Genomic DNA, 19816 nt, shown 5'->3' on the forward strand with positions numbered 1-19816 from the left:
CGCCTGCGCGACCGCCAGCGCGCATTGTGCGCCGATGTGGCGGGGCTTGCAGGCGACGCGCCGCTAGAGGCGCTTTCGGGCGCTTTCGGGCGCTTTCGGGTGACTTCGGGGCAGTACCCCTGTCGATTCAGGCTTCCACAGGGTGGAATCCGGGCAGTGCCGGCACCCGCTCGGCCAGGAAGGCCAGCAGCGCCCGCGTGCGCGCCGGCTGGTGGCGGCGCGACGGATAGACCAGATAGGCATCCTGCGCCGGGCCCTGCCAGCCGGGCAGCACCGGGGTCAGCGCGCCGGTGTCGAGCAGGTCCTGCACGAGCCAGGCCGGCGTCAGGCCAAACCCGGCGCCCGCCAGGAAGCTCTCGCGCATGGCCAGCGAGTTGTTGGCGCGATAGCGGCACGGCGCGTCCACCTTGGCGACGTTGCCGTGGGTATCGGTCAGCACGATCTCGTCCCCGGCGGCGAGCCAGGTGAAGCGCAGCAGGTCGTGACCGGCCAGATCGGCCGGCTGCCGCACCGGGGCATGGCGCGCGAGGTAGCCCGGGGCGGCCACGAGTCCGCGCGGCGACACCGCGATGCGCCGCGCCACCACATTGGGCGGCAGCGACGCGCCGAGCCGCACCGCCACGTCCACGCCCGCCTCCACCAGATCGACGAAACGGTCGTCGAAGACCAGTTCGACATCGACCTCCGGATACCGGGCGAGGAAATCGAGGATCAGTGCATTGAGCCGCAGCACGCCAAAGCTGACCGGCGCGCTGAGGCGCACCTTGCCCACGGGACGATCCGCCCGGCCGCGCGCATCGGCGGTGGCTTCGGCATAGGCGTCGAGCACGGTCAGGGCATGGGCATAGAAGCGACGGCCGGCCTCGGTCGGCTGCAAGTGGGTGGTGCTGCGCTCGAGCAGCCGCACACCAAGGTCCGCCTCCAGCGCGGCTACGGTTTTGCTGATGGTCGGCTGGGTGCTGTCCAGCTCACGCGCCACGGCGGAGAGGCTGCCCAGCTCCACGGCGCGGGTGAAGACGTGCATCGCCTTGAGGGTGTCCATGTCATTCTTAATTGGAATGATTGATATGCGATTCTGCCGCGTTCTCGTGCGAATCGGAATAGGTGACAGTGGGGCCATTCCCACTTTGATGAGAGTTTTCTGATGTCTGCCTATTCGCTGCTTCGCATGGTTGCCCTGACGGGCTGCATCGCCGCCGGCCCCGCCATGGCCGCCCCGCAATGGGTGCCGACCTGGGTGGCCAGCCAACAACCGGTCTGGCGACCTGATGAACTGCCCTTGCCGACTGGCTTGCCGGCCCGGCTTGATGACCGCACGGTGCGGCAGGTCGCCCGCGTCAGCATCGGCGCGAGTCGGGTGCGCGTGGTGCTATCCAATCAGTACGGCCGGGTGCCGCTGACTGTCGATGCCATCCAGCTCGCTCGTCATGCCGGCGGCGGCGTGATCGATCCGACCACCAATCATGCGGTGACCTTCGCCGGCAAACCCGCGATCTCCATCCCGCCCGGCGCCACGGCGACCAGCGACCCGGTGTCGCTGCCGGTGCCAGCACTGGCCGAGGTGGCGGTCAGCCTCCACCTGCCGGCGCCGGTGCGGATCGCCACCTTCCACTGGGATGGCCGGCAGACCGCCTATATCGCCGATGGCCACCACGTGACGGACGCCGCCCTGCCCCGGCCCGAGACCTTCCAGGCAAGGCTGCTGCTGTCCGCCATCGAGGTGGAAGCCCGCCAGCCGGCGCCCGTCATCGTCGCGCTCGGCGATTCGATCACCGAAGGCAACGGCGCCACGCCCGACGCCAACCGGCGCTGGCCTGACGTTCTCGCCGCCCGGCTGGCCGGGGACGGCATCGCGGTCCTCAACGCGGGCATCTCGGGCGGGCAACTGCTGCGCGCCGGCATGGGCGAAGCGGGCCGCGCGCGCTTCGAGCGCGACGTGCTCGATGTGCCCGGCGTGCAGGCGGTCATCGTCGCGCTGGGCATCAATGACATCGGCTGGCCCGGCTCGACCTTCCTGCCGACGACCCGCTTGCCCGCCGCCCCCGACCTGATCGCCGGCTACCAGTCCCTGATCGACCGCGCGCACCGGCGCGGGGTGCGCGTGATCGGCGCCACGATCACGCCGTTTGCGGACGCGCTGGCTGTGGAAGGGTCGCCGATCCACGGCTACGCCAGCCCGGAGAAGGACGCGCTGCGCCAGCAGGTGAACCACTGGATCCGCACCAGCGGCGCCTTCGATGCCGTAGCGGACTTCGACGCCGCCCTGCGCGCCCCGGCCCGCCCGGACGCCCTGCAGACAGCCTTCGACAGCGGCGACCACCTCCACCCTGGCGACCGGGGCTACGCAGCGATGGCCGGCGCCATCGACCCCGCCGCGCTGCTGCCTGCGCGCCAGCCATGAAAAAAGCCGGCAAGGTTGCCCTTGCCGGCTTTTCTGGCGATGCCTGCCCGCGCTCAGTCTTCGAGCTTCGGCAGCGCGGCGCTGGTCTTGGTCGACAGCAGGCCGCTCTTCGCGTACGTCTGGAGCTTCTCGCGGGTGTCCACGATGTCCAGCGTGCGCATCGTCAGTTGGCCGATGCGGTCCAGCGGCGTGAACATCGATTCGCCCTTTTCCATCGTCAGCCGTTCCGGCTTGTAGGTCAGGTTCGGCGACGTGGTGTTCAGGATCGAGTAGTCGTTGCCACGACGCAGTTCGATGGTCACCTCGCCGGTCACGGCGCCCGCCACCCAGCGCTGGGCGGTTTCGCGCAGCATGATGGCCTGCGGGTCGAACCAGCGGCCCTGGTACAGCAAGCGGCCCAGGCGGCGGCCATTGTCGCGGTACTGCTCGATGGTGTCTTCGTTGTGGATGCCGGTGATCAGGCGCTCGTAGGCGATGAACAGCAGCGCGAGGCCCGGGGCTTCGTAGATGCCGCGGCTCTTGGCCTCGATGATCCGGTTCTCGATCTGGTCGCTCATGCCCAGGCCGTGGCGGCCGCCGATGACATTGGCTTCCATGAACAGGTCCACGCTGTTCGCGAAGGTCTTGCCGTTCAGGGCCACGGGCTGGCCTTCCTCGAAGCGCACGGTCACTTCCTCGCGCTTCACTTCCACGTCATCGCGCCAGAACTGCACGCCCATGATCGGCTGGACGATGCGGATGCCCGAGTTCAGGTGCTCGAGATCCTTGGCCTCATGCGTGGCGCCAAGCATGTTCGAGTCCGTCGAATACGCCTTTTCGGCCGACATCTTGTAGTCATGGCCGCTCTGGCGCATGAACTCGGACATTTCGGCGCGGCCGCCCAGTTCGTCGATGAACTGCTGGTCCAGCCACGGCTTGTAGATCTGCAGGCCCGGGTTGGTCAGCAGGCCGTAGCGGTAGAAACGCTCGATGTCGTTGCCCTTGAACGTGCTGCCATCGCCCCAGATGTTGACGCCATCGTCCTTCATCGCGGCCACCAGCATCGTGCCGGTCACGGCGCGGCCGATCGGCGTGGTGTTGAAGTACGTCACGCCAGCCGTGGAAATGTGGAATGCACCGCACTGCAGCGCGGCGATCCCTTCGGACACCAGCTGCACGCGGCAATCCACCAGACGCGCTTCTTCGGCGCCGTACGCCTTGGCGCGGCGGGGAATGTCGTCGTAGTCCGGCTCGTCGGGCTGACCCAGGTTGGCCGTGTAGGCGTAGGGAATGGCGCCCTTCTGGCGCATCCAGAGGAGCGCGGCGCTGGTGTCGAGTCCGCCCGAGAAGGCGATTCCGACGCGCTGGCCGGAAGGAATGTGCTGCAGGATGGTAGTCATCGCCAGAAATCTAGGTGAATTTGTCGGCTCTTGGGGCGCTCCCGCGTGAAACCCCCACACGGCAGCCGATGCGGCGCCCGAACTCGTAACCTTGAATTGTGACACGCCCGGGCGGTAGCGCCAAACTGCGGGGCCCGGGCGGGGTTCACTCGGCGCTCAGTCGGCGTCGTCCACGAGCAGGTCCATGGGAACGCCAAGTGCCAGCGCCAGCCGCTGCAGCACGTCCACGGTGCCGTCGCGCTTGCGGTTTTCGATCTGGCTCAGGTAGGGGGTGCTGAGCCCGGCCGCCTGGGCCAATGCCTCCTGGGTCATGCGACGGTAATCGCGCCAGGCCTTGACTGGATGGTCGCCCGCCAACTCCGCGTCGACCACGGCGGCCGGAATGCGTACACCGTCATCGGCCGCCTTGGCACGGTCATACAGGGCTACATCGTCGAGATCCTCGAACAGGTGCTTCACCTTGTCCCAAACGTCGATCGGCACGACTGCAAAGGCCCGCTGGCCATCTTGCTCGATAAATTGGATGTCGGTCATTGATAGGCGCCCCCGCGCGGATTGAGACGGATTCCCCGCCAGCATGTCGATCTTCTGCGGATCTGGGTGGCAACGTTGCGCGGCATGGCATTCAAAGCCCGGCGCGCCTGTCTGGAAAGGTCAACTTCATGGACGTGCGTCACATTAGCTTATCGCTAAGTAATCCGCAAATAAAATTAGCAACCGAAATGGACGCTGATTTCATTGCGGTGGGAGTGACGAACGCCAGGGAAGAGGGCGGCTTGTGGACGGGAAGAAATCGGGTCGCCCTGGCATGGAGCGCCTATCCTAGCCCGGTGCCCAGCGTGAAAACGTGTCCGGCGGTGACGGACACGAAAAGTAACAATGTGGACGTTGTCCATTTTATTTGCTAGTCTCTTGTGGACGGCGTACACAAATCGCCGGCCAACGCCAAACCAGGAGATGTCGATGTCCAAGAAAGTCCAGTCCTATCTGTTCTTCGACGGTCGCGCAGAGGAAGCGGCCGAGTTCTACAAGACCGCGCTCGGTGCCAAGGTGGAAATGCTGCTGCGCTTCCGTGACAACCCCGAGCCGCAGGACGCCAGCCCCGGTTGCGGGCCCGGTGCCGGCAACGATGACAAGGTCATGCATATGGCGCTGCAGATTGGGGACACCACGATCATGGCGTCCGATGGCGACTGCAAGGGCCAGACCGCCTTCCAGGGCTTCGCGCTCTCCATCACCGTGCCGGACGCCGCGACGGTCGACAAGACGATTGGCGCGCTGAGCGCGGGCGGCAACGTGGTCATGCCGGCGATGAAGACCTTCTTCTCGGAGCGCTTCGGCATGGTGGCGGACAAGTTCGGCGTGACCTGGATGGTCCTGGTGGCGGCCGAATAGGCGCCGATGGCAGGGTCCCGGCATGGCCGTGCCGTAAAATGCGCGGCCAACCGGAGACATGCCATGGAATCCCGCCTGACCGACCTCGAGATCAAGCTCGCCTTCCAGGAAGACCTGATCGAGACGCTGAACCTGGCCGTCGCGCGCCAGCAGCAGCAACTGGACCTGCTCCAGGCCCAGTTCCGGGCGCTGTACCAGCAGGTCCGGACGAGTGCCTCGGCCGCCGCCGAGTCCAATCCGCAGCATGAGATTCCGCCGCACTATTGAGGCGGCAGCAGCCATGCGGCGCACTCATCACACAGGAACGATGCCCCCCGGGCCCGGTCTGACCGGCAACGATGCCAACCGAACCGAGCCCATGGCCCGTCCCTTGATCAATCGCTTCTTCCACGCCCGCCGCGCGCTGCTGGCCACGGCCGCAGTCGCCGCGCTGGGCAGCTTCGCCCTCGCCCACGCCGCCTACAACGTATGGACGGGCGAGTACACCTTCACCAAGGCCGAGTTGCAGAGTGCCGTCGAGAAACGCTTTCCCACCACGCTGCGCTATGGCGAACTGGTGAGCGTGCAGCTGTCGCACCCGCGCCTGGTGCTGGATGAGGCCACCAACCGCATCACCACGCAGATGGATGCGGCCATCAGCAACACCATCCTGCCGTCCCCGCCGGTCAACGGCACGCTGGCGCTGAACAGCGGCGTGCGCTACGACGCCACGCAGCGTGCCGTGCTGCTCGACAATCCCACGGTCCAGCAGGTACAGGTGCAGGGCATGAGCCAGTACAACGAGCAGCTCAACGCCATCGGCGCGGTGGTGGCGCAGCAGTTGCTGAAGGACTATCCGCTCTATACGTTCAAGCCCGAGGAGCTGCGCTTCAACGGCAAGGACGTGCAGCCGGGCGCGATCACCGTCGCGGCGGACGGTATCCGGGTGAAGCTCGATCTGCGTTAGTCCGAGGTAGTCCGAGCTAACCCGCGCCGGCTTCCAGCCCCAGCGCGGTGGCAAGCGCCGCCAGCGTCGGCCCGATCGGCGCGAGCACCTTCAGCGTCAGCAGGGGATCGGCCCGCGTGGTGCCAAGGTTCAGGGCGGCAATCGGCAAGCCGCGCTCGTGCGCCCAGACGCAGAAGCGATACCCCGAGAACACCGTCAGCGACGAGCCGATCACCAGCATGGCGTCCGCTGCATCGAGCGCCAGCCGCCCGGCCGCCACGCGCTCGCGCGGCACCGATTCGCCGAAGAACACCACATCGGGCTTGAGCAGCCCTTCGCAGCGCTCGCACACCGGCACCGAAAAATTGTCGAATAGCGGCGATTCCAGATGGGCGTCGCCATCGGCCGCCGGCAGGGCCGACACATCGCGGAATTCGGGATTGTGCTGCCACAGCCAGCGCTGGATGTCCGCGCGCGGGTAGCGCGTGGCACAGGACAGGCAGATGACCTGGCCGATGCTGCCGTGCAGCTCGATCACCCCCTGGCTGCCAGCGCGCTGGTGCAGGCCATCCACGTTCTGCGTGACCAGCCCGGCCACGCGCCCGGCATCGCCCAGCCGCGCCACCACGCGATGGCTCACGTTCGGCTGCGCGCCGTCCGCCACGGGCCAGCCGACCATACTGCGCGCCCAGTAGCGCTGGCGCGCCGCGTGGCCGCTCAGGAAGGCGGTGATGGTCATCGGCGCGGAGCGCTGCCACCGGCCCTGCTCGTCGCGGTAGCCCGGAATGCCGGAGTCCGTGCTGATGCCGGCGCCGGTCAGCACAAACAGGCGCGGATGGCGCTGCACGAAGTCGAGAAGGTCTTCCACCGGCCGGGGGTTACGAGGTGGACGATGTAGAAGAGGCCTCGGCGCGCGCAGCCTGGCGCGCCTCCCACGCCCTCAGTTCCTGCCGGTAGCGGTCCATTTCGTCGTTGTAGTAGTCAAAGATGCACGGATCGCAGCCGCTCTGGCAGCACTCGTTGTCGCCAGGGCGCTCGGGCGGGAGCGGACGCGGATCATCGGAAACGGGGGAAGACACGGCTCAAGACCTGAAGGAAATGTTACGGCGCCAGTATATGCCGCCTGTCCGGTTCGGTCCGCGGACCGCCCCTCCGGCGCCGGCCTGATCTGCATCGTTCCAATCCGATGTTGAATTGTTTCGAAGGTGGCCCATCGCGCACACGATTGCGGCGGCAGGCTGCTAGCCTTGTGGCAAGGTTGCCGCCGGCCACCTCTGAGGCGTGGATGATCGGATACGCTGCCATGCGCGTTGCGACGCGACTCCCTTCCCTATGCAGCCTGCTTGCCGCAATGCTGGCCACGCTGGCGGTCGCGCCGGGCCCGGCCACGGCCGAGGAGCCGCCGCCGCAGGGCGGGACCCTCCGCCTGCCCGCCTACACCCCCAGCAACATCGTCCCCGCACCCAATCCGCCGTTCCCCGCGCCCGCCCTCCTCGCCCCGGCCACGCCCGGCGGCACGGTCGAAGGGGCTGCGGCCAAGACCCACCCGGTGGGCCGCCCCAAGATCTGCCTGGTGCTGTCCGGCGGTGGCGCGCGCGGTGCCGCCCATATCGGCGTGCTGAAGGTGCTCGAGGAACTGCGTGTGCCCGTGGACTGCATCGCCGGCACCAGCATGGGCTCGCTGGTCGGCGGCGCGTATGCCAGCGGCATGAGCATCAAGGAAATGGAGGAACTGGTCGGCGGCTTGTCCACCAGCGCGCTCTTCAAGGAACGGCCACCGCGTCAGGATCTGGCCGTCCGCCGCAAGCTGGACGACCACACCAACCTGTTCACGCCCGAGATTGGCGTGCGCGGGGACGGGCTGCTGCTGCCCAAGGGTGCGGTCTCCGGCGTGCAGCTGGAAACGGTGCTGCGCAAGCTCTCCAACACCCCCGGCTATCGGAATTTCGATACCTTGCCGATTCCTTACCGCGCCGTCGCCACCGACCTTGTCGCCGGCACCGCCGTGGTGTTCACCGAGGGCGAGCTGGCGAACGTGATGCGCGCCAGCATGTCCGTGCCCGGCGCCGTGGCGCCCACCGAGTACCAGGGCAAGCTGCTCGTCGATGGCGGCCTGACCGACAACCTGCCCGTGGACGTGGCGCGCGCCATGGGGGCCGACATCGTCATCGCGGTCAACCTCGGCACGCCGCTGATGAAGCGCGAGGACCTGACCTCGCTGATCGGCGTAACCAGCCAGATGCTGAACATCCTGACCGAGCAGAACGTGCGCAGCTCGCTGGCCTCGCTGCGGCCCATGGACATCCTGATCCTGCCCGAACTCGGCGAATTCTCCGCCGGCGACTTCGACCACCTGCCCAAGACCATTCCGATTGGCGAGGAAGCCGCCCGGCGCCAGCACACCCGGCTCGCCGCGCTGGCGATTCCACCCGACGAGTACGCCACCCTGCGCGCCGCGCAGCGCAACCTGGCGCCACCGGACCTGCGCCCCGTGGACGAAATCCGCTTCGCGCCGATGGAGCGCGTGAGCCCCGGGTTTGCCGCCGCGACGATGGAAACCCACCCCGGCGAGCCGATCTCGCAGGCCACGCTGGACCGCGACATGCGCCGGCTGTTCGGCACCGGCGACTTCGAGCACGTGAACTACCGCTTCCTCGAGGAACCGGGCAAGCGCGTGCTCGGCGTGGAAGCCATCGAGAAATCGTACGGGCCCAACTACCTGCGCTTCGGGCTTGGCCTCAGTTCCGACTTCCGCGGCGACGCCTACTTCAACCTGCTGGCGAGCTACCGCCGCACGTGGATCAACTCGCTCGGCGCCGAATGGCGCACGGACGCCCAGGTGGGCCAGACCTCCAGCCTGACCAGCGAGTTCTACCAGCCGCTCGACACCCGCCAGCTGTTCTTCATCGCCCCGCGCTTCGAACTGGAACGCCGCCCCATCAATGTCTTCAGCGGCAGCCAGCGGATCGCCCAGTACGACCTGCGCCGCACGGACCTGGCGCTGGATGTAGGCACGCAGATCACCAAATATGGCGAGGGACGCCTGGGCTTCGTGCTCGGCCACCAGAACGCGTCGCTCTCCACCGGGCCGGCGTTCCTGGACCCGGGCCATGAAAGCATCGAGCGCCGTGCCTTCACGGCCCGGATACTGGTGGATCAGGTCGACAGCATCAACTTCCCGCGCTTCGGCTACGGGGCGACGATGAACGTCTACTCGTCGCAAGGCGCAATGGGCGCCACCGACACCTATACCAAGGGCGACCTGACGGCCACCTATGCGCACTCCTTCGGCAACAACACCATCAACTTTGGCGTGCGGGCGGGCTCCAACCTGGGCGGGCCGGCGCTGCCGCCGTACGCGATGTTCCAGTGGGGCGGCTTCCTGCAGCAGTCCGGCTACTCCACCGGGCAGCTGATTGGCGGCAATATCCAGTTCGCGCGGATGGTCTACTACAACAAGCTCGTGCGGCAGACCTTCCTCGAAGGGGTCTACGCCGGGTTCTCGCTGGAGGTCGGCCGCGTAGGCGATCCGCTGGTACCGGGCAACCCCACCGGGGTGCTCAAGTCGGGGGCCGCCTTCCTCGGCCTGGACAGCCCGATCGGGCCGTTCTACCTCGCCTATGGCCGCGCGGCAGGCGGTCAGTACGCGTTCTACCTGTTCCTGGGCAAGCCTTAGGGACACTCAGGGGACAAATCCTGCGGAGATGTGACGGCCCTAGCGCAAAGTGCGCTACGGCCAACCCCCACCGAGGTGGCATGTCGGCAGGAAGTGCCGCTGCCTATACTGGCCTCGTCGTTGGGACCCCCGTCCCGGACGACACCCCTTACCCAGTCGCCGCCCCAATCGGCGACATTTTTTTGGGCGAATCCCGGCAGGCCCCGCCGTGGGACGTTAAGATGCGCGATTATCGAACGCCCCCCGCATCGTATTTCCTGCCGAATTCCCATATGGACGCCCCCGCCCCCATCAGCCTCAAGCCTGCACAGGCCGACTCCGTCCGCGCCGCCCGGCCGCCGGCCGACATCCTGTCCAGCTTCGCCGGCGACCCGAATTTCATGCTGTCGCTGGCGCGCGGGCTGACGGTGCTGGAGGCTTTCTCCGAGCGCAAGCGCCCACTCACTATCTCGCAGGTGGCGCAGCGCACGCAGTTGTCGCGCGCCTCGGTGCGGCGCTGTCTCTATACGCTGGAGCAGTTGGGCTACGTGAGCCAGCAGGATGGGCACTTCGCGCTGCGGCCGCGCGTGCTCCATCTGGGGCACGCGTATTTCTCCTCGACGTCGCTGGTCTCGGCGGCGCAGCCCATCCTCGACAACCTGAGCACGCGCATCCACGAGACCTCGGCCCTGGCCATTCTCGACGGCCCGGACATCCTCTACCTGGTGCGCTCGGAAGTGCAACGTGTGCTGACTCACGCACTTGGAATGGGGAGCCGGCTGCCGGCCTATTGCACGTCCACGGGCCGGCTGCTGCTGGCCCACCAGCCCGAGGCAGTGCTCGAGGCGTTCTTCGAACATGCCGAACTGCGTCCGCGCACCTTGCAGACCAAGATCTCGCGCACGGAACTGGAAGCAGCCTTCCGGCGCGCACGGGAACTGGAATACGTGCTGATCGACGAGGAACTGGAACCGGGTTTGCGGGCGATTGCCGTACCGGTGCGGTCGCTCTCGGGCACCGTGGTGGCGGCCATCAGCGTCAGCGTGAAGGCCACCCGGGTGTCCGAGGCGGAGATGGTGGCGCGGCTGCTGACCCCCATGCGGGAGGCCGCCGTTGCCATCGGGAAGTTGATCGGGACTTAAGCGTCCGGATCAGGGGGGCGATGCCGAAAAATCAGCCCCGGTGCGCCAGTTCGAGCTGGAACACCAGCCGCTGGAGGAAGTTCTCCATGCGGCCATCCGGGTTCAGGAAGGCGCAGCCGTAGTGGTGCACGGTGTTGTCGTCGAAGCCGACCAGCCAGTGGCCCACCACCTGCATGTCCAGTTCCAGCCGGCCCAGTTCGGCAAAATCCAGCACACACTTCTTGACGACCGTGCCCACCGGCAATTGGTCAGCGCCCACCGAGCGCGAGCGCAGGCCCGCGCCGGACAGCGACAGATCGGCAATATCGAGGTGCAGCGTGCGCTTGTCGGCCGTCTCCGGCAGATGGATCTGGCAGCGGTAGCCCTTGGTCAGCAGCGTGCGCGCGCGGAAATGGCGGCGGCGCTGGAAGTGGTAGAGCTTGTCCGGGAAATCGGCGATGAAGGCCGGCCCGCCCTCGAAGCGCGTGGCGCCGGGCACGCCGACCACGAAGTTCACAGGCACGCCGCGCAGCAGTCCCGAGAACGCATTCTTGTCCGAGGCCATCAGCGCCTGGCGCTCCGCATCCGCGCGGCACCAGTCGAAGATAAAGGTGCGGTTGGCCGGATCCACGTGCAGGATCGACGTCACGATCTCAGAGCCGCGCGCCGAACGCACGTTCAGCAGGCACTTCTGCCAGGCCAGGTCGCGCAGGACCGTGCCGATCTGCGAGCTATGCGTGAGCCGGTAGCGTTCGTCCGAATGCGAGCCTTCCTGCTCGTCAGGTTCGCCCTCGATCTGGGACCGGTTTTGGGCCTGCTCGGGCCCTCGGGAATCTTGGACACTCATGGGGAATACGCTACGTCGAAAGTGGTTACTCGCCGTCTTGCCTGGGGCGGGCAACGCTTGTGGATCTGGCGGCGGCCAGCGCCGCATGGTAAGCGCCGCCCGGGGATGGCGCAAGTCATGCCTAGGCCTTCGGCAAAATACGACGTAACTTTAGCAACCGACTTCCGGGGGGTAGCGGTTGCAAGGCCTTTTCAGCCGGTTTCCATCTCCGCGCGGAGCCAGCCGTGCAGGGCCTCCAGCCGGGCATCCTGGGCGAACGGCGCCGGCGAAATCAGGTGGTAGGACGACCCGTCCGGTACAAACCCCAACGGTGCGGCCAGCCGGCCATCGGCGAGTTCGTCGGCCGCCATCAGCCGCGACGCCATGGCCCAGCCCAGGCCGGCCGCAGCCGCCTGCAGGCTCAGGTAGAAGTGTTCATACCACGGGTCTGACCGGCCGATCTGGACGGTGGGACCGGTTTTTTCATCCCCTTTGAGTTGCTGCCAGCGTTGCCAGGCATCGGGCCGGGTGCGGGTGTGGAGGCGCGTGACCGCCGCCGGGTCAGCCGTGGCCAGGTCCGGCCGGCAGACCGGCCCGACGCGCTCCAGCGCCAGTTCGCGCGTGTGCCAGCGCGCATCGAACGGGAAATCGTTGCGGCGCAGCGCTACATCCACCCCGCTTCTCCGGAAATCGATCGGCCCGCCCGCCGCCATCAGGTGCAACGCGATGTCCGGATGAGCGTCGGCAAAGCGCGACAGCCTTGGAATCAGCCAGCGCATGGCGATGGTCGGCTCGCACGACAGCACCAGCGCGGCCCGGGGCGCCGGCGCGCGGATCCGGGCGACCGCCTCCGCCAGCCCGGCCAGAGATTGCGTGGCGGCAACGTGGAGCGTGCGGCCGGCCTCGGTGAGGAAGACCGCGCGGTTCCGGCGCTCGAACAGCGGCACACCCAGCGCCTCTTCCAATTGGCGGATCTGGCGGCTGATGGCGCCGTGCGTCAGGTGGAGTTCGTCAGCGGCGCGCACAAAGCTGCCAAGCCGCGCGGCGGCCTCGAAGAACCGGATCGCGCCCAGCCAGTGCATCGGCGGCAAATCGCTCATCTGTCAGATTTCCTCACCATTTTCGGCGAGTATATATCGGTTGTCTGGCTTGTTCCCTCTGGCGAGAATGGCGGCGCGATCCCCCTCCCATCGAACCGGAAAACTGACCGATATGTCACCTCTTGCCGAAGCGCTGGCCGTCGCCAGCATCACCCTCCTCGCCGTGATCAGTCCCGGCCCCGACTTCGCCATGGTCACGCGCAACAGCTACCTGTTCGGCCGGCGCACCGGGCTGCTATGCGCGCTGGGCATCGCGCTCGGGGTGCAGGTGCACGTCTGCTACACCATGTTCGGCGTGGCGATGCTGATCGAGCACGCGCACGGCTGGCTGACGGCGGTGAAGCTGCTCGGCGCGGCCTATCTGATCTGGATCGGCATCAAGACCTTGCGCAACCGCACGCCGCTGACGGTGGATACCGGGGACAACGCGCGCGAGGCGCCCAGGCTCTCCGCCTGGGCTTCGCTGCGGATGGGATTCCTGACCAATGCGCTCAATCCCAAGACCACGCTGTTCGTGGTCAGCACCTACACACAGGTGGTGGATGCCCATACCCCGTGGGCGGTGCAGCTCGGCTACGGGCTGTTCATGTCCGTGGCGCACTGGGCGTGGTTCAGCCTCGTGGCGTGGGGCTTCGGCGCGGCGCCGCTGCGCGCCGCGATGCTGCGCCGGCAGGGTTTGATCGACAAGACGCTCGGCTCGGCGCTGTGCGGGCTGGGGGTGGCGCTGGGGCTCAGCAACCTGGGGCGATAGCGGCCAGCGGGTAGGCGGCGCGCGGCACATGGCGCGCGCCCTCCGGGCTCAGAAAACTCTCAAACAGGACGAAGCGGTCGGCGGTCCACGCTGGCAGGGTCAGGTCGTGCTGCGCGGCGAGCCAGTCGCGCAGCACCGCCTCCGGCAGGCCCGGACGGCAGCGCGCCACGGTCAGGTGCGGATGGAAGCGACGGCGCTCGCGCGCGATGCCGACGTCGGCCAGCGCGGCCTCAATGTCGTCGAATAGCGCGGTCAGGTGATCATCGTGCGCCAGTCCGGCCCACAGCACGGCACCCTGCCCGCCTCGGAAGCGCCCGACGCCCTGGACCTGCATCGTCAACGGCGGCGCCTGCATGGCCTCCAACGCCTTGCCGATGCGCGCGGCACAGTCTTCGTCCTGATCGCCAAGGAATCGCAGCGTCAGGTGCAACTGCCCGGGCGGCACGGGCCGCACGCCGCGATGCACGGGCAGCGTATGCAGCAGGCCCGCCGCCACAGCGGGCGGCGTGTCGATGGCGATGAACAGCCGGGCCAAAGCCAGAAATCAGCCGAACGCCAGCGCCGACTGCAAGCCCTGCGCGCGCGGCGCCACGACGTCGAGATCCACGCCCCGGACGCCCTCCAGCCGCAGCAGCGCCCGCTTGCGGTCCACGCCGCCGGCATAGCCGGTCAGCGCGCCCGACGCACCGAGCACCCGATGGCAAGGCACGATGACCGAGAGCGGATTGCGCCCGACGGCGCCCCCCACCGCGCGCGAGTGCGCCGGTGGCAGCCCGAGGCCGGCGCCAAGCTGCCCGTACGTCGATGTATCGCCAAATTCGATGTCGCACAGCGCCTGCCAGATGCGCTGCTGAAAGGCGCTGCCGATAAAGCGGATGGGCACCGCGAAGGTCTGTAGCGCACCGTCGAAATAGGCGGCCAGCTCTTGCGCCGCCTGGTCCAGCACGCGCTGGTCGGCCGCCGATGCGATATAGGTCGCGGGCGCGCCGGCGGGGTAATACTTCTGCCCGGAGAAGAACATGCCGGTCAGCGCGCCGTCGTCGGCCCGCAATAGTATTTCCCTGAGAGGACTGTCGATGATTTGATAGCTGGTCATGCTGCCTGCTCCTTGCTGTGATCTTCGGATACTTCTTCCATGGGCTCGCCGGACGCGGGCGGCGTGCCATAGCGATGCCAGAGATGAATCGCCGCGTAGGCGCGCCATGGCGCCCAATGCGCGGTTCGGTCGTGCATCGCGCGCACCGTGCTCACGGCGAGCACCTTGCGCAGCGCGTAGTCAGTGGCCGGAAAGGCGTCCGGCCAGCCCAGCGCGCGCATGGCGATGTACTGCGCGGTCCAGTCGCCGATGCCGTCGATCTCGCGCAGCCGGGCCACGGTCTCCTCGGGCGGCGCAAGCGGATCGAGCGCGATGTCGCCTGAGACGATGCTGAGCGCCAGCGCGCGGATCGTGCGCAGCTTGCCCGGCGTCACGCCGGCCTCGCGGTAAATCTCGTCGGGCAGGTCGGCCAGCGCCTGCGCGGTCGGGAAGACGTGCGTCAGCGGCGGCTGGCCGGCCAAGGCGGGCAGCCCGGCCAGTGCCTCGGGCGGCAAGGGCTCGCCGGCCAGCGCCACCAGCCGCGTGAGAATCCGCCGCGCCTGGATCACGGAAATCACCTGGCCGACGATCGCCCGCACGGCAATCTCGAAGCCATCGAACGTGCCCGGCAGGCGCATGCCCGGCACATCGGCGGCAAGGTCGCCCAGATGGCGATCCACCACGTCCGGCCGACAACCGAGGTCGCACAGCCGCCGCACCTTGCCGAGGGATTGCGGAATCGCGTGGGCCAGCGTGCCGGAGAGCGTCACGCGCAGCACCGTGCGCTTCGGCACATGCTCCAGCCGCACCCAGCCGAGGTGGCGCTGCGCGCCCACGTCAACGGCCAGCGTGCGGAGGTAGACATCCCCTCGTACTTGTTCGACACCGTCCACGACACGCACGCCGAGGAAGGCCAGCAGCGCGGACCACGCCAGCGGCGGGCGGTAGCCCAGCTCGAACACGAGCTGGTCGGCCATGCCCTCGGCGGCGCGGCGGCGCATGGCGAGCGGCGTCAGGCCGTAGCGCTGGCGCAGCACGTCGTTGAAGCGCCGCACGCTGCCAAAACCCGCCGCCAGCGCCACTTGTGTAACGGGCAGCGTGGTGTCGGTCAGCAGCCGCTTGGCCAGCAGCAGCTTTTGCGTCTGGGCGTACTCGAGCACCGAAACGCCGAACTGGGCATCGAACAGGCGCCGTAAGTGACGCTCCGTCACCCCGATGCGCTTGGCGAGTTGCGCCACGCCGGCCTCGGCCATGAAGCCTTCGTCGATCAGCGTGGCCGCGGCCTGCGCAAGCCGGCCGGAAATATCGGCCAGCCCGTGCCCGGGTGCCAGTTCCGGCCGGCAGCGCAGGCAGGGCCGGAAGCCGTGCTTCTCGGCCGAGGCGGCGGTGTCGTAGAACGTGCAGTTCTCGCGCCGGGGCGTGCGCACCGCGCAGATCGGCCGGCAATAGATGCCCGTGGACGACACGCCGACGAAAAACCGTCCGTCGAAGCGCCGGTCGTGCGAGGCGACTGCCTTGTAGCAGGTGTCGGGATCGAGGTTCATGGGAAGCATCCTACCGCTTCCGGCGCCGGGAAATACGCTGGAATCGGACATTCGCCTGAGACAACTGTCCCCGATTCTGAAAGTGCGGCCCCACGCGTTCCGGGATGGTGCCACGGGGCTAGAATCGCATCACTGTTCATCGTCCGAGGACGTCATGCTTCGCCGTCGTGCTGCCTTTGCCGCCTTTGTCGCGGTTGCTGTCTCGCTGGCCGCCGCCCTGCCGGCCCCGCCAGCCCTTGCCGCGCCTACGCGTAGCGCCGCCCGTGCGCAGTCGCCGGCCCCCGCCACCGCGCCGGGCGCTACCCCCGTGCTCCAGGCCACGCGCGTGGCCACCGTGGAAGGCATCACCGAGTACCGGCTGCCGAACGGCCTGCGCATCCTGCTGGCGCCGGACGCCGCGCAGCCCACCACCACGGTCAACATGACCTATCTGGTGGGCAGCCGGCACGAGAACTACGGCGAAACCGGCATGGCGCACCTGCTGGAGCACCTGCTGTTCAAGGGCACGCCATCGCTGCCGGGCCGGACGATTCCCACGGAATTCGCGCGGCGCGGCATGCAATACAACGGCACCACCTCGCAGGACCGTACCAATTACTTCCAGACCTTTGCCGCCAGCGACGACAACCTCGACTGGGCGCTGAAGATGGAGGCGGACCGCATGGTCAACAGCTTTGTCTCGCGCACGGACCTGGACAGCGAGATTTCCGTGGTGCGCAACGAGATGGAGATCGGCGAGAACAATCCGATGCGGATGCTGCTGCAGCAGATGAACGCGACGTCCTATCGATGGCACAACTACGGCAAGGCGCCGATCGGCGCGCGCAGCGACGTGGAGCATGTGGGCATCGAGAACCTCCAGGCGTTCTACCGCCGCTACTACCAGCCGGATAACGCCGTGCTGGTGGTGACGGGGCAATTCGACCCCGCCACCACGCTGACGCGCATCGAGCAGGCCTTCGGGCCGATTCCGCGCCCCACACGCGTGCTGCCGACCGAGTACACCGTGGAGCCGCCGCAGGAAGGCGCGCGCGAACTGACGCTGACGCGCCCCGGGGACAGCAGCATCGTCGCCGTGCAATACCACGTGGCGCCCGGCGCCCATCCCGACACCGCCGCGCTGACCCTGCTGTCCCTGGTCCTCTCCGACACGCCGGGCGGGCGGCTGCACCACGCGCTGGTGGAGACCCACAAGGCCGCATGGCAAACCAGCCGGTTCGAAGGGATGAAGGACCCCGGGCTGATCGTGTTCGCGGCCGGCACGAGCAAGGATCGCCCGCTCGACGCCGTGCGGGCCGCCCTGCTGGCCGAGGTGGAGGGGCTGGCCACGCGGCCGGTCACCCAGGAGGAACTCGACCGGGCGCGCACGCGGGTGCGCAACGGCTACGAGCAGGTGCTGAACAATCCGGCGCAGTACGGCGTGCTGCTGTCCGAAGCCATCGCCAAGGGCGACTGGCGGCTGTTCCTGCTCGATCGCGACCGCGTGGAGGCCGCCACGCTGGCGGACGTGCAGCGCGTGGCCGATTTGTACCTGCGGCCGACCAATCGCACCGTCGGACAATTCCTGCCCGGCGACAAGCCGCAGCTTGCCAACGTGCCGAAGGCGCCCGACGTGGCCGCGCTGGTGCGCGACTACGCGGGCCGCCCGGCCGCCGCGCCGGTGCCGACGTTCGACCCAAGCCCGGCCAATATCGACGCCCACACGGTGCGCCAGACGCTGCCCAACGGCATGCAGCTGGCGCTGCTGTCCAAGCCCACGCGCGGGGAGGTCGTCAACGGCACGCTGGTCCTGCGCTTTGGCAACACGCAGGCGCTGCAGGGCCAGTCCTCGGTGGGGTCGCTCGCGGCGGGCATGCTCGACCGTGGCGCCGGCGCGTTCGACCGCCAGCGCATTGCCGACCGCTTGGAGGCGCTCAAGGCCAGTGTGTCGATCTCGGGCAACGCCGAGCGGCTGACGGTGCGTTTCGAGACGCGGCGCCAGTACCTGCCGGACCTGATGGCGCTGCTCCGCACGGTGCTGCGCATGCCGACGTTCCCGGCCAGCGAGTTCGAGACGCTGCGCGCGAGCAGTGTCGCCGGCATCGAGAGCCAGCAACGCCAGCCCAACGCGCTCGCGCCGAACGCACTAGGCCGCCATGGCAACCCCTACCCGCCCGAGGACCCGCGATACACCCCCACCTTCGACGAAAGCATCGCCGCGCTGCGCGCCGTCACCCCGGCGCAGATCCGCACGTTCCATGCGCGCTTCTACGGCGCTGAGCACGCGCAACTGGCGCTGGTCGGCGATTTCGATGCCGATGAGGCCGTGCGGCAGGCCACCGCCCTGTTCGGCGACTGGCGGGCGCAGGTGCCGTTCGAACGCGTGGAGCGCCCGTTCTACGCGATTCCGGCGGCCAGCTTCACGCTGGAGACGCCGGGGAAGGCCAACGCGGTCTATCTGGCGTCGCTGCCGATCGACCTCGTCGACGGTTCGCCCGACTACCCCCTGCTGCTGGTCGCCAGCCGCGTGCTCGGCGGCACCGGCATGCGCAGCCGGCTGGCGGACCGGCTGCGCCAGCAGGACGGCATCAGCTACGGGGCGTCGAGTTCGATCTCGGTGGGCGCGCTGGATCGGGCCGGGCGCTTCGGCCTGTGGGCGGCCTACGCCCCCCAGAACCAGGGCCGGCTGCGCAAGGCCATCGACGAGGAAATGGCACGCTTTGCGCGTGACGGTATTTCCGACGCCGAGCTGGCGGAGGCCGTGAGCGGCCTGCTCCAGCAAGGCATGATGAGCCGCACACGCGACGGCGCGCTGGCCGGCGCGCTCGCCAATCAGTTGTTCCTGGACCGCACCATGGCCCATACGGCCGAAGTGGAGGCTCGCATTCGCGCTGCCACGCCTGCCGCCGTGAACGACGCCATCCGCCGCTACCTCACGCCGGCCGGGCTGACGCAGGCCTTCGCGGGAGACTTTGGCGCCACCACGGGGGCGGCGGCGCCGGTCGGCATGCCGGCTCCGGCGGCGGCAATCGAGCCGCCAGACGCATCAAAGCCCTAGGAAGCTGGTATAAGGAAGAACGCCAATTCTGGCGAGACCGGCCCGGGGCCGGGGTTGCGGGCCGAAACGCCCGTGACTACCCCTTCCGCGTCCTTGTGACGGCCGGTCAATCACTGTATATTCGTACAGTATTCGTTGAGACAAGAGGTGTGGATGTCAATCGTGCGAGCTGGCAGCAAGTCGGAAGCGCTTCGGCTTCTGGCCTCCGAGCAGGTGCTGGCGCTTGAGCTGGATTACGAAACCGGATGGCAGGATGCCGTCGAGTTGGGCCGGCTCGGAGAAAAGCGCGGCATCAAAGTGCAATACCGCGGACAGGAAAGCATCGCTGTCCGCTCCCGCGAGGCCCTGGTCGAAGGGCTCGCCAAACCCAAAGGCACGTTCCGGCAACGGAATCTCTATTGCCAGTTCGACCTCGGCACGCTTGCCGACAATGAATTGCTGGATCTGGAAGCCAAGGCGACCCGCCTGGGCGACTACATTCTCGCCGGCCATCTGCTGCGCGACGTGGACGGCGTCTGGCCGTGACGGGCAACTGACGGCCGCACATGGCAAATGACGGCCTCGCGGGCCGTCATTGCATTGAATCGACGTGGAAACCTGGCGGGAA

At 68.0% G+C, this 19816-nt stretch carries 19 protein-coding genes; 9 read left to right on the top strand and 10 right to left on the bottom strand.

Going from position 1 to position 19816, the window contains the following annotated elements:
* Positions 1–127: 127 nt before the first annotated feature.
* Complete coding sequence (locus AC1DFU_RS26865; RefSeq protein ID WP_441593705.1) at positions 128–1042, bottom strand: LysR family transcriptional regulator; 915 nt, start codon at positions 1040–1042, stop codon at positions 128–130.
* A gap of 102 nt (positions 1043–1144) precedes the next feature.
* On the opposite strand from AC1DFU_RS26865, the gene AC1DFU_RS26870 reads away from it, so the two are divergent.
* Positions 1145–2401 carry an SGNH/GDSL hydrolase family protein gene (locus AC1DFU_RS26870; protein ID WP_092301626.1) on the top strand — a complete coding sequence of 419 codons (1257 nt, stop codon included), beginning with the start codon at positions 1145–1147 and terminating at the stop codon, positions 2399–2401.
* Between the two features lie 53 nt (positions 2402–2454).
* On the opposite strand, the gene argG is transcribed toward AC1DFU_RS26870, so the two are convergent.
* Together argG and AC1DFU_RS26880 are read right to left on the bottom strand one after the other, a co-directional pair.
* Complete coding sequence (argG, locus tag AC1DFU_RS26875) at positions 2455–3780, bottom strand: argininosuccinate synthase (protein WP_092301629.1); 1326 nt, start codon at positions 3778–3780, stop codon at positions 2455–2457.
* Positions 3781–3936: 156 nt separating this feature from the next.
* Positions 3937–4314, bottom strand: coding sequence for a helix-turn-helix domain-containing protein (locus AC1DFU_RS26880; protein ID WP_092301684.1), 378 nt, complete (start codon positions 4312–4314; stop codon positions 3937–3939).
* Positions 4315–4743: 429 nt separating this feature from the next.
* On the opposite strand from AC1DFU_RS26880, the gene AC1DFU_RS26885 reads away from it, so the two are divergent.
* From AC1DFU_RS26885 to AC1DFU_RS26895, 3 genes are all read left to right on the top strand, one after another.
* The gene (locus tag AC1DFU_RS26885; RefSeq protein WP_092301632.1) at positions 4744–5175 is read left to right on the top strand and encodes a VOC family protein; all 432 of its coding nucleotides are present in this window, start codon (positions 4744–4746) and stop codon (positions 5173–5175) included.
* A gap of 63 nt (positions 5176–5238) precedes the next feature.
* Complete coding sequence (locus tag AC1DFU_RS26890; RefSeq protein WP_092301635.1) at positions 5239–5442, top strand: SlyX family protein; 204 nt, start codon at positions 5239–5241, stop codon at positions 5440–5442.
* Positions 5443–5533: 91 nt separating this feature from the next.
* Positions 5534–6121: a DUF1439 domain-containing protein gene (locus tag AC1DFU_RS26895; protein WP_092301687.1), complete on the top strand. Its 588-nt coding sequence runs from the start codon at positions 5534–5536 to the stop codon at positions 6119–6121.
* A 16-nt stretch (positions 6122–6137) separates the two neighbouring features.
* Here the strand turns inward: AC1DFU_RS26895 and AC1DFU_RS26900 are convergent, their stop codons facing one another.
* Together AC1DFU_RS26900 and AC1DFU_RS26905 are read right to left on the bottom strand one after the other, a co-directional pair.
* Positions 6138–6968: an NAD-dependent protein deacetylase gene (locus tag AC1DFU_RS26900; RefSeq protein WP_092301638.1), complete on the bottom strand. Its 831-nt coding sequence runs from the start codon at positions 6966–6968 to the stop codon at positions 6138–6140.
* Between the two features lie 10 nt (positions 6969–6978).
* Positions 6979–7179, bottom strand: coding sequence for an oxidoreductase-like domain-containing protein (locus tag AC1DFU_RS26905; protein WP_092301641.1), 201 nt, complete (start codon positions 7177–7179; stop codon positions 6979–6981).
* A 224-nt stretch (positions 7180–7403) separates the two neighbouring features.
* Between AC1DFU_RS26905 and AC1DFU_RS26910 the strand changes: the two genes are divergently transcribed.
* Both AC1DFU_RS26910 and AC1DFU_RS26915 read left to right on the top strand, forming a co-directional pair.
* Complete coding sequence (locus AC1DFU_RS26910; RefSeq protein ID WP_255371004.1) at positions 7404–9776, top strand: patatin-like phospholipase family protein; 2373 nt, start codon at positions 7404–7406, stop codon at positions 9774–9776.
* A gap of 272 nt (positions 9777–10048) precedes the next feature.
* A complete protein-coding gene (locus AC1DFU_RS26915) occupies positions 10049–10897 on the top strand; it encodes an IclR family transcriptional regulator domain-containing protein (protein ID WP_441593706.1) in 849 nt (282 codons plus the stop codon).
* A gap of 31 nt (positions 10898–10928) precedes the next feature.
* Here the strand turns inward: AC1DFU_RS26915 and AC1DFU_RS26920 are convergent, their stop codons facing one another.
* Together AC1DFU_RS26920 and AC1DFU_RS26925 are read right to left on the bottom strand one after the other, a co-directional pair.
* Positions 10929–11723 (bottom strand): flagellar brake protein, encoded by a 795-nt coding sequence (locus tag AC1DFU_RS26920; RefSeq protein WP_092301647.1) that lies wholly within the window; start codon positions 11721–11723, stop codon positions 10929–10931.
* 191 nt (positions 11724–11914) lie between these two features.
* Complete coding sequence (locus AC1DFU_RS26925; RefSeq protein ID WP_092301693.1) at positions 11915–12784, bottom strand: LysR substrate-binding domain-containing protein; 870 nt, start codon at positions 12782–12784, stop codon at positions 11915–11917.
* A 130-nt stretch (positions 12785–12914) separates the two neighbouring features.
* Between AC1DFU_RS26925 and AC1DFU_RS26930 the strand changes: the two genes are divergently transcribed.
* On the top strand, positions 12915–13553 hold the full coding sequence (locus AC1DFU_RS26930; RefSeq protein WP_092301650.1) for a LysE family translocator: 639 nt from the start codon (positions 12915–12917) through the stop codon (positions 13551–13553).
* On the opposite strand, the gene thpR is transcribed toward AC1DFU_RS26930, so the two are convergent.
* The 3 genes from thpR to AC1DFU_RS26945 are packed head-to-tail and all read right to left on the bottom strand — an operon-like array spanning position 13534 to position 16172.
* Positions 13534–14088: an RNA 2',3'-cyclic phosphodiesterase gene (thpR, locus tag AC1DFU_RS26935; protein ID WP_092301653.1), complete on the bottom strand. Its 555-nt coding sequence runs from the start codon at positions 14086–14088 to the stop codon at positions 13534–13536. The two genes, AC1DFU_RS26930 and thpR, sit on opposite strands and share 20 nt — an antisense overlap.
* 9 nt (positions 14089–14097) lie before the next feature.
* The gene (locus AC1DFU_RS26940) at positions 14098–14649 is read right to left on the bottom strand and encodes a methylated-DNA--[protein]-cysteine S-methyltransferase (RefSeq protein ID WP_441593708.1); all 552 of its coding nucleotides are present in this window, start codon (positions 14647–14649) and stop codon (positions 14098–14100) included.
* Positions 14646–16172 carry a DNA-3-methyladenine glycosylase 2 family protein gene (locus AC1DFU_RS26945; RefSeq protein ID WP_092301657.1) on the bottom strand — a complete coding sequence of 509 codons (1527 nt, stop codon included), beginning with the start codon at positions 16170–16172 and terminating at the stop codon, positions 14646–14648. Before AC1DFU_RS26945 ends, AC1DFU_RS26940 begins: the two co-directional genes overlap by 4 nt.
* A gap of 154 nt (positions 16173–16326) precedes the next feature.
* Between AC1DFU_RS26945 and AC1DFU_RS26950 the strand changes: the two genes are divergently transcribed.
* Together AC1DFU_RS26950 and AC1DFU_RS26955 are read left to right on the top strand one after the other, a co-directional pair.
* Complete coding sequence (locus tag AC1DFU_RS26950; protein ID WP_441593709.1) at positions 16327–19209, top strand: M16 family metallopeptidase; 2883 nt, start codon at positions 16327–16329, stop codon at positions 19207–19209.
* 153 nt (positions 19210–19362) lie between these two features.
* Positions 19363–19734 (top strand): PHA-granule associated protein 4, encoded by a 372-nt coding sequence (locus tag AC1DFU_RS26955; RefSeq protein WP_092301661.1) that lies wholly within the window; start codon positions 19363–19365, stop codon positions 19732–19734.
* Positions 19735–19816 lie beyond the last annotated feature (82 nt).

This window comes from Cupriavidus sp. 10L45 (genome assembly GCF_056395225.1).